14 protein-coding genes and 1 tRNA gene are annotated in these 13,034 nt (G+C 43.7%); 5 read left to right on the plus strand and 10 right to left on the minus strand.

All coding sequences use genetic code 11. The features are described 5' to 3' along the window. Positions 1 to 4: 4 nt before the first annotated feature. Genes ACQRCC_RS05455 through lepB form a run of 6 tightly spaced genes read right to left on the minus strand, consistent with a single transcriptional unit; the run spans position 5 to position 7,075 of the window. The gene (locus tag ACQRCC_RS05455; protein ID WP_427849799.1) at positions 5 to 613 is read right to left on the minus strand and encodes a sortase; all 609 of its coding nucleotides are present in this window, start codon (positions 611 to 613) and stop codon (positions 5 to 7) included. Beyond that, a complete protein-coding gene (locus ACQRCC_RS05460; RefSeq protein ID WP_427849800.1) occupies positions 603 to 1,304 on the minus strand; it encodes a pilin N-terminal domain-containing protein in 702 nt (233 codons plus the stop codon). Before ACQRCC_RS05460 ends, ACQRCC_RS05455 begins: the two co-directional genes overlap by 11 nt. Beyond that, on the minus strand, positions 1,291 to 2,148 hold the full coding sequence (locus ACQRCC_RS05465) for a class C sortase (RefSeq protein WP_427849801.1): 858 nt from the start codon (positions 2,146 to 2,148) through the stop codon (positions 1,291 to 1,293). The genes ACQRCC_RS05460 and ACQRCC_RS05465 overlap by 14 nt, the downstream gene beginning before the upstream one ends. 14 nt (positions 2,149 to 2,162) lie before the next feature. Beyond that, positions 2,163 to 3,623 carry a SpaH/EbpB family LPXTG-anchored major pilin gene (locus ACQRCC_RS05470; RefSeq protein WP_427849802.1) on the minus strand — a complete coding sequence of 487 codons (1,461 nt, stop codon included), beginning with the start codon at positions 3,621 to 3,623 and terminating at the stop codon, positions 2,163 to 2,165. Between the two features lie 4 nt (positions 3,624 to 3,627). Then, complete coding sequence (locus ACQRCC_RS05475) at positions 3,628 to 6,519, minus strand: SpaA isopeptide-forming pilin-related protein (protein ID WP_427849803.1); 2,892 nt, start codon at positions 6,517 to 6,519, stop codon at positions 3,628 to 3,630. A 28-nt stretch (positions 6,520 to 6,547) separates the two neighbouring features. Beyond that, on the minus strand, positions 6,548 to 7,075 hold the full coding sequence (gene lepB, locus ACQRCC_RS05480; protein WP_427849804.1) for a signal peptidase I: 528 nt from the start codon (positions 7,073 to 7,075) through the stop codon (positions 6,548 to 6,550). Positions 7,076 to 7,210: 135 nt separating this feature from the next. Between lepB and ACQRCC_RS05485 the strand changes: the two genes are divergently transcribed. The 4 genes from ACQRCC_RS05485 (at position 7,211) to ACQRCC_RS05500 (ending at position 9,881) form a co-directional block, all read left to right on the plus strand. Next, the gene (locus ACQRCC_RS05485; protein ID WP_427849805.1) at positions 7,211 to 7,858 is read left to right on the plus strand and encodes a flavin reductase; all 648 of its coding nucleotides are present in this window, start codon (positions 7,211 to 7,213) and stop codon (positions 7,856 to 7,858) included. Between the two features lie 141 nt (positions 7,859 to 7,999). Then, positions 8,000 to 8,374, plus strand: a complete 375-nt coding sequence (locus tag ACQRCC_RS05490) for a GntR family transcriptional regulator (protein ID WP_427849806.1) — start codon at positions 8,000 to 8,002, stop codon at positions 8,372 to 8,374. Further along, positions 8,371 to 9,072 (plus strand): ABC transporter ATP-binding protein, encoded by a 702-nt coding sequence (locus ACQRCC_RS05495; RefSeq protein ID WP_427849807.1) that lies wholly within the window; start codon positions 8,371 to 8,373, stop codon positions 9,070 to 9,072. The genes ACQRCC_RS05490 and ACQRCC_RS05495 overlap by 4 nt, the downstream gene beginning before the upstream one ends. Further along, the gene (locus tag ACQRCC_RS05500; protein ID WP_427849808.1) at positions 9,066 to 9,881 is read left to right on the plus strand and encodes a hypothetical protein; all 816 of its coding nucleotides are present in this window, start codon (positions 9,066 to 9,068) and stop codon (positions 9,879 to 9,881) included. Before ACQRCC_RS05495 ends, ACQRCC_RS05500 begins: the two co-directional genes overlap by 7 nt. Here ACQRCC_RS05500 and ACQRCC_RS05505 read toward each other — a convergent pair. The 3 genes from ACQRCC_RS05505 to ACQRCC_RS05515 are packed head-to-tail and all read right to left on the minus strand — an operon-like array spanning position 9,878 to position 11,633. After that, complete coding sequence (locus tag ACQRCC_RS05505; RefSeq protein WP_427849809.1) at positions 9,878 to 10,210, minus strand: branched-chain amino acid transporter permease; 333 nt, start codon at positions 10,208 to 10,210, stop codon at positions 9,878 to 9,880. The two genes, ACQRCC_RS05500 and ACQRCC_RS05505, sit on opposite strands and share 4 nt — an antisense overlap. Beyond that, complete coding sequence (locus ACQRCC_RS05510) at positions 10,192 to 10,908, minus strand: AzlC family ABC transporter permease (RefSeq protein ID WP_427849810.1); 717 nt, start codon at positions 10,906 to 10,908, stop codon at positions 10,192 to 10,194. Before ACQRCC_RS05510 ends, ACQRCC_RS05505 begins: the two co-directional genes overlap by 19 nt. Before the next feature lie 53 nt (positions 10,909 to 10,961). Further along, positions 10,962 to 11,633 (minus strand): hypothetical protein, encoded by a 672-nt coding sequence (locus ACQRCC_RS05515; protein WP_427849811.1) that lies wholly within the window; start codon positions 11,631 to 11,633, stop codon positions 10,962 to 10,964. A gap of 122 nt (positions 11,634 to 11,755) precedes the next feature. Here ACQRCC_RS05515 and ACQRCC_RS05520 point away from each other — a divergent pair. Beyond that, a tRNA-Arg gene (locus tag ACQRCC_RS05520) sits at positions 11,756 to 11,827 on the plus strand. A gap of 105 nt (positions 11,828 to 11,932) precedes the next feature. Here the strand turns inward: ACQRCC_RS05520 and ACQRCC_RS05525 are convergent. Next, the gene (locus ACQRCC_RS05525) at positions 11,933 to 12,823 is read right to left on the minus strand and encodes a DUF5688 family protein (protein ID WP_427849812.1); all 891 of its coding nucleotides are present in this window, start codon (positions 12,821 to 12,823) and stop codon (positions 11,933 to 11,935) included. Between the last annotated feature and the right edge of the window lie 211 nt (positions 12,824 to 13,034).

Genomic DNA, 13,034 nt, shown 5'->3' on the forward strand with positions numbered 1-13,034 from the left:
CAGTTTACAATTTCTCCCTTTTAAACCGGATTGTGATACGGCTTTTCCCGCCCAGCGTACAGGTAAATAAGGTCAGATCCCAGTCTCCCCTTTCCATCCCTTCAATATCTGCAGGCTTAAGGATTTCCCATTCTGCCATCTTATAAGTAAACACATTGCCGTCCATATCTGTAAATATGACCGTATCTCCTTCTCGTATATTCCCCAGTCTTCCGAAATGGGCCGCATAATTATGACCGGCAATAATGAGATTATCTTTATAAGCAGAGCCTTCGTACCGGCATGGAGCAATTTTTAAATTGGAATCACTCCATTTGCTGATTACCGGCAATACCAGATCCAGAGACGGGATGCACAAAACACCAACATATTCCGTTCCATCTATGATCTTAACCGGCATTTCCATATCCGGATTCCACATATATTCCGGCACTTCAGTTCCTTCTTTGGCTTTCTCACCTGTAAAAATGGATTCTTCCAGCTTCTCTGTCATTTGTGACGCCAGCCGGCCTGCACGGAATCCTTCATACATATTATAGAGTACAAGCAAAAGGGCCGCTGCAATCAGCAGAAGCCCCGTCCATATCATCATCTTATTTTTCTTACCCTTCATAACTTCTCTTCCTCTGGCAAATCAATCCTGAAATAATAATAAGTATTCCGGCAGCAAACAGTATCGGCACCGGCCACCAGAGCTGTCCGGTCTGTGGAAGTTTTCCGGATGGAAGCAAAGGCACCGGTCTGTCAGGTTTCTCTTCAATTCCTTCTTTAGTGTAATGATACTTGGGATATGCTGTCACATTGTAAATCCAGTCATTAGCCTCCTTATCAGATTCTGGCAAAAGCACCGGGAAAGACGAGGCCTCGTATTGATATCCTCCCTGCGAATGGCGATGTCCAAGAACCAGATAGAGTCCGTGCTGAAGCTTCTGCTGCCTTACCGGAAATGTCAGTAAACCCCGGGAATCCGTCTTTCCACTGTCTGCAGGCAGAAGTTTTTCCCTGAGAATATAATCTTCAAGGCTGGAGGCTAATGCTTTCCATTCCTCATCATTTTCCCCCCGTATCTGAATGTTAAATTGTGCAAAATCATCGGTTGGTGTCAATTCTCCGCATTCATCCATCACTGCAACCAGATAAATGTCAAACTGTGCTCCGGTCAGCGGTGTTTCATCCTGCTGATATGAAATGGTAAGACTTACCTCCCGTTCCGGATCAATGCTTCCCGCTGCCTCTACTGTCATTGGCAAAAAATACAACAGCAGGACAAACGCCCCGGCTACTATCCATTTATATATCTTCACCCGCATCACCTCCATTTTTCCTTCTATTCTTCTTCATCAGCAGTACCGGAATCAGGATCAGTAATAATATCGGAACCACTGCAACAGATACCACCAGAAGTGGTTCAATCCGTACAGCATCCGCTGTCACACGGATACTTTTCAAGTCTTCAGCAGGATTGACCCGATGTCCCCGCACCAACAGACGATGCGTATTGATACCGTAAGGAGTACACGTTACCAGCGTACAGTAATCCTCGCCCTCCACGATACCAAGAGACGACATTTCCTGAGGCTTCACAATCAGAATCTTATCAACCTCATAGGTGAGTTCCTCATCCAGTACCCGGAGCATAAATACATCTCCCTCTGTGAGCTTATCCAGATCTGTGAACAGCTTTGCACTGGGAAGACCCCGATGGCCGGACAGGACACAATGGGTATCTGCACCACCAACCGGCAGACTGGACCATTCCAGATGACCGGCGCCAGCCTGCAGTACAGATGCCCCTGCGCCGTGGTAGATGGGAAGTGTACATCCAATTTTCGGTATCTCTACACATCCCATAACCCCCAATCCCGACACATCAAGCATCTTTTCGTATTCCTGTTTCTGTTCTTCTGTCAACACATACGCATTCTTTTGCTCTGCCAGAGATTGGTTATAAGCTTTTGCTTCCTCCCATATCTCATCATATTCCTTCTGATCCAGTTCAGCCACCTCCTTCGCATATCTGGCAACCGCCTGGCTCTGATGAAAAGAATTCCAGTAATTGCTGACAGAAGGATACAGAATCAGGGACAATCCTGCAAGAAAAACCAGAACGAACAGTACTGTTATGAATTTCCTTTTTTTCCTCCTCATTCAGTTTCTGTATTTTAATACTCTTTCCTGTTCATACATCTTCTGATAATCAGAAGTACAACTGCAGCCAGGAGCAGAACAGAACCAATAATATAGAAGAGCGTCGTACCCACGCCACCGGTAGAAGGAAGTTCGATACCGGTCCTATTTATAATCTGAATACCTCCATTATTTTCTGTCCAGGTATCACCGTTCATTGAAGTACTTATATTCTCATGCTCTATGTCGACCTCTACACGTCCCGCAAGCTTGTTGTAACCGGCAGGAGCCTCAATTTCTTCCAGCCAGTATGTAGTATCTGCATCCAGTCCTTTTACCGTAGCTATTCCGGCTTCAATTACAGCAGAAACAAATCCTTCCGCACTTGCCTCTTCCTTTGTAGCCACACGGTAAAGACCACTGCCTTCCTTTACCAGCGGAATCTTATTTCCTCTGATCTGTGCATCATACAGTTCGAATTTTGCGCCATTTAAAAGCTTCTTATCACTGTCTGTCTTGATGATATCAAACATAAATGTATAGGTTTTTGTCTGCTTCTTCTCTGTTTCAAACTGGCTGTCCTCGCCGTAATCCAGCTTCGTAGTATTGGTGTTGGCATCCCTGTAAATAACAGCCTTGCCATTCAAAACTGCGTTATAAGTCACAACAATATCTGTATCGGCAGTAATGGTATCCAGATAGGACTGGACAAAATGAATTTCAAAATCACAGCCATCTGCCAGATTTTCTGTAATAATCGTATAATTAGCGCTATTCAGATCCACGCCTTTTACCTGAACCCGAATGGAATTTTTGTTGAGTGTCAGTCCCTCCGACATTTCATCATGCAGGATATATCCCTGTGCGCCCTTTTTCGCCTGAACAGTCGTCCTGAACTCTACCGTATCTCCGATCTGAGCCGTGTTGCTCTCTCCGAATTTTCCGGTTGAATCTTCTTTTACTTCTTTTTTAATATCCGGCACCTCATTCTTCTCGTACATTTCCACAGAGGGATTTGTGGTATCCAGAGAACATAAGGTACCCAGAGTCGTGTCAATCAGATAATAACCAAGCTTCAGACCGGAAAGTGTAATAGTAGAATACTTTTCACCTTCAGCCGCTTCAGGTGCTGTTGCGGAAGCATCTGCTGTCCTGCTGCCAATCTGCGCCTGTGCAAGCTTCGCAAATGCAGCGGTATCCGCTCCTTCCACCCATCTTACATATCCCTGCCCGTCAAAACTCAAATAAGACGTCTGTGTTCTAAGCCATGTCTCCCACTGGCTGTTAGCCTTGTAGGAATACGCACCCGTTTGGGAATTGTAACTTTCCAGATACAGAAGCTGGTAAGCATTGTAAGTCTGCCCCGGAACAGCATTCTTAATCGTGATCGAACCTCCGGTGAGTGATCCCTCCTGAGCGGCAAATACGGTTGTAGTCATACCCAGAGCCATGACTACTGTCAGCAGGAAGCTGATAAGTTTCTTCACATACTTCATACTTTCATTTCCTTTCTTTTTTATATTTATATAATAGGAAAGTTCCTGCTGTTCCTGTCAGCAAAAGCCCGCCTATCATATACCAGATCATGCCTGCCCCACCGGTATCGGGCAGCTCCGTATAAAAGCGATTGATGATCTTATCGCACCATTCCTTTGTATCTCCGGCTAATGTTTTTACCGTTACCTTTACTTCATCATACGCCACATCCACACAATAGATATCTCCATCTGATATATATCCATCCGGCACCCTGGTTTCGGTAAGCAAATATTGATGACCGGAAGGTATCCCATCGAAAGACACCCTGCCGTCTTTTCCGGAAACTGCAGTCATATCTCTAATGACAACACTGTTTTTACCATCTCCACGGCAAATACTGCATTTCGCCGTATCATGTTTTAAGGTAAATTCCGCTCCTGCCAGCGCCTTTCCCTCGCTGTCTTCCTTTTGGAATTGAAGTTCGCCAAGGTATCCGCATACCGACGGAATCGGAAAATCAACCGTCTTTGGATCAGAAATAGTCAGTTCTCCACCCGTTCCCTGAACCAGTCGGTACTGAAGTCTGGTAGGATCATTGGTTGGATATATGGTATCTTCCGCAAAATGAGCCGCTTCATTTTTCAGCCGCACACGATAGTTCAGCTGATACGTATAAAGAGTGACGGTTCCGCTGCCTGATTCCTGATATCCTGATTTCTTTAGATCCCAGTGGATTGTGCTGTCATTTTTATCAAATGCGGCCGTATTCTCACCATTCAGAATATGCTCACCATTCAGTTTATATTCTCCGGATGAATCTTCATCAATCAACCTGGACGCACTGTCATAGAAGCTGATAAACTCTACATCTTTTTCTGATCCTACCATGGAGGGCATGGGGTCTTCTGTCACCCAGTCTGCCTGGGAACCCTCCTCCACCTTTATTTTTATTTCTTCAAAAATATTCTCATAGGCCTCCAGAAGACCGGAACTGTCTGTACTGTCATAGTAGTAATCAGATCCGATACTGCTGCCCAGCCAGTTTTTGTAAGCTTCGCTGTCGCTGGCTCCCCCGATTACATAGGTAGTATTTTTTCGATCGACCACAGAAAATCCATCTGCCTTTTCGCTTTGTGTGATATATGTCTGGATTGTTTGTCCTCCTACATCCACACCGACGGAAAATATGGTTACACCCGATTTTTTGATAGTTCCGGCCTCACTGCTGGCACGAATTGCCGCTTCATTACTGTAGCTGGTTCCATACAGACATTTTTTCTTTAATACATTATCATAGAAAATATCTCCGGTTGAATCATAGGGGTCGTAACCGGAATACTGATTCTGAATATATGTGGTCGGAAAACCATCACTTAAAAAAATGATAAATTTATTCTGATTCGTAACTTCCTTCAGCATATCCGAAGCTTTCTTAAGCCCTGCCTCAATATTGGTAAAACGTGAGTGGGAGGTTTCATAATCCGAAGCATTGATAATTTTACCGGTCTGTGTTCTCATAATATTCTTCAGCGCATTAGCCTGACTCTGTCCGGTACACTCCTGAAGTCCAAATATCTGATGAGCATCTGTATTGAACGCTACATATCCCACCTTGCTGACTCCCAGCGCATTATTCTCGGCAAACCGGTCCAGGAATCCTTCCGCTGCCCCCATGGCCGCCTCATATCTTGTAGTATCTCCGAAATCACTCTTCATCGTATTGGAGATATCCATTACGATCACCACTGCCATATCCGGTTCCCGGATCACCTCGGATATTTGATTAGAAGTCTGGACCTGAAGCCTGATATCAAATACATTCTCAAGCTCTGTACCGGATATGGTCTTACTTACCGTTACCCCATCATCCGATGTGTTCTCTCCGCCCCGGTTCTCAATCTGAACATCCGAAGGCATGGACGCTTGTTTGCTGCCACCTGCAGCCGAATTCATTGCAACAGCTCTGGATTTTACCGCATACGTCTGCAATGTCTCTTCCTCATTTCCGGTACAGTCACTGTACTCTTCAAACCATCCGCTGTCCCTCAGCTTCATCCAGTTACTTCCTTCTGCTGTCTCTGCAACGGAAGCTGGATTTTCCCCGTCAGACATGCTTTCTTCCGGAGTTTCCTGCTCCTTCTCTTCTTCCTGAGGCTCAGATACTACAGTTAAGTTTTCTGTTGTTACGGTAAGCTTCTCCTGTCTCTGATGGTTTTCACAGACACCTTCCCATGTATTGTGCTCCATAGCAGCATTCACCTGCATTCCGACATGATTTCCCGACGGCACATCTTTTACATCAATGACCACTGTCTGTGTAAATTCCCCGAGGACGATACCACCGCTTCCCTCCTGAGCCTCAAGCAGCATATACCCTGTCAGCACCTGGCAGGAGGTTTCATTTTCATCCATGATACGATTATCAACAGTTACTTCCGGTTCATATCCTGTAGTATTGTCCAGCCATGACATAGTTGAAAGTTCAAATGATGCCTGATTTTCCGGCAAGGGAAGTACAAATTCCAGTTTCACACGTCCCTCTCCATAAATCTCATCCGTATAGGAACTCAATTTCACAGAAAGGCTGTACGCAATCTTCTCACTGTTTTTGACTGTAACGGTGTTGACCCGGGGTTCTTCAGATTCGGAAATAACAGTACCTTCTCCCACATTCAATTCACTAAGAAAAGCACCGTCATCTTCCAGCACCAGATAATCATTTGTTTCCTCATCCCGGACCTGTTCTTCACTATCCTCCGGATTTATCTCCAGTGTGGAAGCCGGACGTATCAGCGCACAAACAGTACAGAAAATAGCCACAACCACCAGACAGATAATCCTCCTGTACCGCCAGATGCCATGCCGGCGGGCTCCCGTATATTTTTCTTCATCCTTCCGAACATCTGGTTTCATATACCAATCCCCCTTTTCTCTGTTTTATTCAGGAACGCCCTCCGATACTTCCAATTCTTGACAATGGCCAGATCCGAAACACAACTTTCCCTATGATCTGTTCTCCGGATACACATCCCACATTGGTATGGCGGGAATCCATGGAAACAGAACGTTGGTCGCCCATACAAAAATAGCGATTCTCCGGCACCTGATAAGGCAGCTCAATATCACATTCGCCCAAATCCTTCTCATCCAGATATGGTTCATCCAGAAGTTTACCATCCACATATACATTCCCATTTTGATCAATATCTACCCACTGACCGGGACCGGCAATGCAGCGCTTCACCAGAATTTTATTTCCCAGATAAAATGCTGTCAGATCCCCTGCCTCAGGATTTGATTCCTTCACAGAAAGAACAATATCCCCTTCTTTAAGTGTCGGAGTCATGGAAGAACCATAAATCTTCAGCACAGACATCCTGATTGCGGCTATGAGAACTACAGCTAATGCCGCTGCTGCCAGAATGTAAAATTCCCTTTTCCATTTCTTCTTTAATTCTGTTTCTGTCATAAGATACCCCCACGTTATACCTTATTCAGTTAAAAATTGATATATTCCTGATAAATGGAAAATTTTCTTGAAACTAATACCAGTTTATGCTATATTAATAGTAACAATTATCATTATTAATTCAGGAGGTACACTATGAATAAAAAAATACTCCGCAGTCTGTCCTATGGAGTTTATGTAGTTTCTACTTTGGACGGAGATCGTAAAACCGGCTGCATCGCCAACAGCATTATGCAGATTACATCTTCTCCCGCAACCATTGCTGTCAGCATGAATCATGACAATTATACAAACTCATGTATGGACAAAACCGGAACTTTTGCTGTGTCTATTTTAAGCGAGGAGTCCGATCCTTCCATCATCGGTCAATTTGGTTTCCAATCCGGCCGTGATGTAAATAAATTTGATGACGTTGCCCACGAGATGAAATCCGGCATGCCTGTAATTGCTGATTCCTGCGGATACGTTGTATGTAAGATCATTGACCGGATGGAGACGTCCTCCCACACCGTATTCCTGGGAGAAATCATCGACGGAGACGTATTTGAAAGTGCACCGGCTATGAGCTATGCATACTATCACAATGTTGTAAAAGGAAAGAGTCCGAAAAATGCACCAACCTATATTGCAGAAGAAGCAGCACCGGCACCCCAGAGCAATGAAAAATGGGTATGCGGCATCTGCGGATATGTATATGACGGAGAAGTTCCTTTCGAAGAGCTGCCAGATTCTTATGTCTGCCCGATCTGCAAGCAGAGCAAAGACAAATTTAATAAAAAATAAAAGTAACGTCAGTGTACGGATTTTTGTCTGCGTCCGTATACTGACGTTAACCTTTTTCTTGACTTTTTTCTTTCCATCTCTTATTGTATTATATAGATAGTACAATATCACATTTTACCCCAATGAAACGAGGTGACGATTATGCCATGGGATCTGGATAATGACCGTCCGATTTATCTGCAGCTTATGGAACGCATACAGAGAAGCATTATTTCCGGTGAGTACCATCCCGGAGACCGCCTCCCTTCTGTACGAGACCTGGCTGTTGAGGCTGCTGTAAATCCCAACACGATGCAGAAAGCTTTATCTGAACTGGAACGGAGCGGACTTGTATATTCATTGAGAACCAGCGGCCGTTATATTACCGAAGACGCTGACCTGCTTGAAAAACTGAAGAAAGAACAGGCATATTCTCATATTATAGAATTTATGGAAAAAATGAGGCAACTGGGGTTTTCTGATGATGAAACTCTGTCCCTCACCCAGAAAATCATAAAGGAGGACCCAAAATCATGAACCCTATTTTAGAATGTCAGGGACTTTCTAAGAAATACACAAAAGACACCTGTGCCCTCTCCAATCTGAACCTGATTCTGGAACGAGGGCAGATTATCGGGCTGTTAGGTCCAAACGGGAGCGGCAAGACAACACTCATCAAACTTTTGAACGGTATTCTGAGACCCACAGAAGGAAAGGTCTTTATTGCCGGATTGGAACCCGGAATAGAATCTAAAAAAATTGTATCTTATTTGCCGGAACGTCCACACATTGATAAGAATTTGAAAATCAGCGAAATGCTCCACTTTTTTGCAGATTTTTATAATAATTTTAATTGCAATCGCGCCTCCCGTATGTTGTCCGATCTGAACATCAATCCTGATTCCAGACTACGGACTCTTTCCAAAGGAACACAGGAGAAGGTACTGCTTGCTCTTACCATGAGCCGCGACGCCGAACTTTACATTCTGGACGAACCCATAGGCGGAGTAGATCCCGCTGCAAGAGATTATATATTGCAGACGATCCTGTCAAATTATAACGAAAATGCAACCATTTTACTCTCCACACATCTGATCACAGACATAGAGAACATATTGGACCGTGCTATTTTTCTACAAAACGGCAGAATCGTCCTAAATGCAACCGTAGATGAAATCCGTATGTCACAGGGAAAATCAATTGATGCTTTATTCCGGGAGGTGTTCAGATGTTAAGAAAATTAATAAAATATGACCTGAAAGCACTGAACCGCTTTCTGATTATTGTTCACGCTTTTTTAATCCTTGCCGCCATACTGGGACGCATATTCATCACCAGCCGGGCAGGCAACGGATCAGCAGAATGGAATACTACCGTCCTCGTCCTCGGTTTTATCCTTAGCTTTTTACTCCTGGCCGGAGCTACCTATACGACAGCAATCGTAGCTGCAGTCCGTTTTTACCGCAATATGTTCTCCGATGAAGGTTATCTGACCCACACACTTCCGGTCTCAACAAACAATCTTCTTCTGTCAAAGACAATTGCCGGAAGCATCTGGGCTATCATTGACAGTATGGCGATCTACCTGTCCTGGGCGATCCTGTTTGCAACGCCATATGTAATAAAAAACCTTCTTGAAAGCAAAACAGAAATAATGACAGAATTTGGTGCCCCGAACATGAATGCTATCTGGAAAATAGCAGGTTTGACCCTGCTTGTCTCTCTGGTTGGCAGCATTCACACCATAATAGCAATCCATTTTTCCATCATCATCGGACAGTTAATGAGCAATCACCGGATTCTGGGCGCCATTGTGGCATATTTCAGTCTCAGTCTTCTGATATCACTGATTACCATGATTGCCATGCGGGTAACCGGACTTTTGAGAATATCTCTTTTCACCACTCAAATTGAAGAGAATTTTCATCCCTACAGTTATTATTGCAGCATGATGAGATTATCTCTGATCCTGGTTCTCGCAACATCCCTGGTACTTTATGTTGTATCACAGGCTATCCTGCGAAAAAAGCTGAATCTGAATTAAAATACTGCCTGTATCAGAAACATATAGAGTACGGTTCCAACACCTATGCTCAGTAAGTTATTGCGTTTCCACACATGGAGTCCCGCCGTTACCGCTACTGCGATCAACTCCGGGATTCCATGGGGAGCACTGATAAGTGAAACCGACTTCAGGCAGTAAATAACCAGCATTCCGATAACAGCCGGTGTCAGTACCTTACCCAGATACTGAATGATTCCCGGTATCTCTTTTCCTTTTGGAAAAAGCAGAAACGGAACCAGACGGGTGGCAAAAGTCGTCGCTGCCACCACCAGTATAATTAGAAGTGAAGTTACTGCTCCAACTGGCATCTGTCATTCACCCGCCCTTCCAGTCTCGTTCTTCCTACAAAAAGAACAAAAATAATCAAAATCATAGATGGCAATACGAACTTGTCCGCCCCGAATATATACAGACAGACGATCGCTGCCGCCACACCGACAATTTCGGGAATCCTGTTTTTCGCATCCATCCACTGTTCCATGAAAATCACCACAAATAACGCGGTCATGGCAAAGTCAATCCCCTCCGAATTGAAAGGAATCAATGTTCCTGCAAGAGCTCCGATCACAGAACCGATCACCCAGTATGACTGATCCATAATAGAGATTGCAAATAAAAATTTTTCTTCATCCACATCAGCAGGAACCTTTGTTGTACAGAGAAGCGAATATGTCTCATCGGTCAATCCGAAAATCATATACCATCTCTTTTTTCCCATATTATTAAATTTCTCAAGCAGGGATATTCCATAAAAAATATGTCTGATATTCACCATCAGTGTCATGAAAATAACCTGGACAAAAGAAATACCCGGCACAAAAAAATTTACTGCCAGATATTGTCCAGATCCCGCATAAACAAGCAGGCTCATTAACATTGCCCACCAACAGGAATATCCTTTTTCCGCAAACATTACCCCAAAAGCAATTCCGATAAAAAGATAACCGGTAAGCACCGGTATCGTATAAGGAAATGCTTTTTTGAACGCTTTCCTGTAACCAGACATTTGTCTTCCTCTTTTCTGTATATCCGTTCATGACGATCTGCTTCCCACATTCTTTATTCAGCTTTTTCCACCTGCCTCTGACCGGCGGAAGAATCTTCATAGGCATTCTTCAAATCTTCAAGTGCCTCCTGCAAAATAGCATCAGAAGCCACTGCATTGGCATAATCCGTCCGAATCTGCTCCATCAGTGCCTGTACATCATCATGAGCCGCTATTGTCTTCACATAATCCTGAATTTCTGCATCATCCGTCTTTGATTCTACCCGGAATACTCCATCTTCGCCTTTCGCCACATACAGCGTCCCAAGGCCGGGAACTTCCGTATAAATATCCCGGATCTTCATATCATACCGGACAAATGCAATATAAGAATCTTTGTACTTTCCATTTTTTGTGTAAACCTGAATATTATGATATCCTTCCACAAAATCTGTCTTATCTTTCAAACCTGTATAGTAGTCACAGACTGCATCTGCAATCTCCGGAGGCTCTCCCAAAATAAGTGGGTTCGTTTCCATCTCCATGCATCCCTCATTCTGCTCCATCTCCGGTTCTTTGTCCTGTGCTTCTATATTACCGGAAGCACCGGCATTTGTCTTTTCTTTCGTAAGGCTGCATCCTGCCGCCGCCAGAATCAGTATCAGTATCATCAGACCGCATATTGTACGCATCCGTCCCCTGCACCAGATACTCTCATGGCTTCGGCCATCTCTCTTCGCCTTCATAGACTACCTCCGTTTGATGATTCTATATTCAGTTGTGCACTAAAAATAATACTCGGAAATATTTTAAAAGTCAAGCAAATCTACCATTGCTTTTTTCTTCATTTTATGCTATTATACTATTTGTCTCTATAGCTCAGTGGATAGAGCACCGCCCTCCGGAGGCGGGTGCGCCAGTTCGACTCTGGTTAGAGACGTAAAAAGAGAAAGATGCGGAACCCACCTGATTCATAAGGGATTTTGTGGTTTTCCTCATTTTTCTCTTTTTTTATGATACCAGGGTTAAACGGTCTAAACCCACATTAAATCAACAATCTGCCACTTTCTTTTTCATAATAATAAGCGCAGTTCGACAATACTTCCTCATCTTTTACCTGTGTCCCGTTTATTTCCCTCACGATTCTGCTCAGATAACGTTTTGACGGGGCTTTACTTTTCGGAATAATAATCACTTCATGCACACTGCTCGGGAGCACGTAGAAACTCTCGCCCAGATAATCTGCAATAGACTCCAATCGATTCGGATACAAAATTGCTGCCGCTCCGTAATTGCGTACTGCATTTGACAGTACATACATCTCTTCTTCTTTTTCTGCTTCCCTCTTTTCCCAGTCATCCAGCATATTTTCTATTACTGCCAGCATGTTTGAAAACTCATAAGGCAGGATGCGCTCCGTATTTTCATCGGCCATCCTGTGGATATCCTGAACCGTTACATCCCACCAGCCCAGATGTTCATTCTTAATCAGCATTGTTGCCATTCGATCCTTCTCCTTGTCAAGCTCAATCAACACATAAAATACAATAGCCAGATCCAGGTAAGGAATATGGGGAACATTCTGCAGGAGCTCTTTATTAGCCTCCCTGTTGATGAGCTGATAAATGATCCTTCCCCTGACATTTTCATATTTCTGAATGAAATCACCTTCCCAGGAATGCTGAAACCGGATCCGCTCATAAAGCTCAAGAAGCTGTTTCACAATTTCCTCCATGGTATATCCGCGCTGGTACCGCTCAAAATATTCTTCCAGGTAAACGGTCGGTGAAATATTAATTCCCGTCTCCACAAAAGTCAGTCCTTTTCTCTTCCTGCCATTATTTTTTGTTGCCGTATGGGTATAAACCTTCTGATTCTCACGCAGACGCATCTGCACCCTCATTTCTATTTCCTGCACAAACTGTTCATATAACATAGTACTCCTTTCTATCAACACTGCATTTTCTGGAACTGTGGTGTGAAACAACACCCGCGAAACATCCTGAATTTAAGATAAATATTATGGTAACCATATTATATATCTGCGCACCCGAAAAATCAAGTTATTTTTTTGATTTATGTAAATTATTTTGAAATCAAAAAAAAATAGATTGCGCTTTCACGCAATCTATTCATTCATCCATCTG

The sequence above is a fragment of the Sporofaciens sp. SGI.106 genome, from assembly GCF_050314255.1.
GTDB lineage: Bacteria > Bacillota > Clostridia > Lachnospirales > Lachnospiraceae > Claveliimonas.

Excerpts from the sequence above, each read along its gene's own strand:
- ACQRCC_RS05510 (WP_427849810.1), bottom strand. The coding sequence starts at position 10,908 with ATGTCTGGTTACAGGAAAGCGTTCAAAAAAGCATTTCCTTATACGATA.
- ACQRCC_RS05475 (WP_427849803.1), bottom strand. The coding sequence starts at position 6,519 with ATGAAACCAGATGTTCGGAAGGATGAAGAAAAATATACGGGAGCCCGC.
- ACQRCC_RS05455 (WP_427849799.1), bottom strand. The coding sequence starts at position 613 with ATGAAGGGTAAGAAAAATAAGATGATGATATGGACGGGGCTTCTGCTG.
- ACQRCC_RS05485 (WP_427849805.1), top strand. The coding sequence starts at position 7,211 with ATGAATAAAAAAATACTCCGCAGTCTGTCCTATGGAGTTTATGTAGTT.
- ACQRCC_RS05505 (WP_427849809.1), bottom strand. The coding sequence starts at position 10,210 with ATGCCAGTTGGAGCAGTAACTTCACTTCTAATTATACTGGTGGTGGCA.
- ACQRCC_RS05465 (WP_427849801.1), bottom strand. The coding sequence starts at position 2,148 with ATGAGGAGGAAAAAAAGGAAATTCATAACAGTACTGTTCGTTCTGGTT.
- ACQRCC_RS05515 (WP_427849811.1), bottom strand. The coding sequence starts at position 11,633 with ATGAAGGCGAAGAGAGATGGCCGAAGCCATGAGAGTATCTGGTGCAGG.
- lepB (WP_427849804.1), bottom strand. The coding sequence starts at position 7,075 with ATGACAGAAACAGAATTAAAGAAGAAATGGAAAAGGGAATTTTACATT.
- ACQRCC_RS05470 (WP_427849802.1), bottom strand. The coding sequence starts at position 3,623 with ATGAAGTATGTGAAGAAACTTATCAGCTTCCTGCTGACAGTAGTCATG.
- ACQRCC_RS05490 (WP_427849806.1), top strand. The coding sequence starts at position 8,000 with ATGCCATGGGATCTGGATAATGACCGTCCGATTTATCTGCAGCTTATG.
- ACQRCC_RS05500 (WP_427849808.1), top strand. The coding sequence starts at position 9,066 with ATGTTAAGAAAATTAATAAAATATGACCTGAAAGCACTGAACCGCTTT.
- ACQRCC_RS05495 (WP_427849807.1), top strand. The coding sequence starts at position 8,371 with ATGAACCCTATTTTAGAATGTCAGGGACTTTCTAAGAAATACACAAAA.
- ACQRCC_RS05525 (WP_427849812.1), bottom strand. The coding sequence starts at position 12,823 with ATGTTATATGAACAGTTTGTGCAGGAAATAGAAATGAGGGTGCAGATG.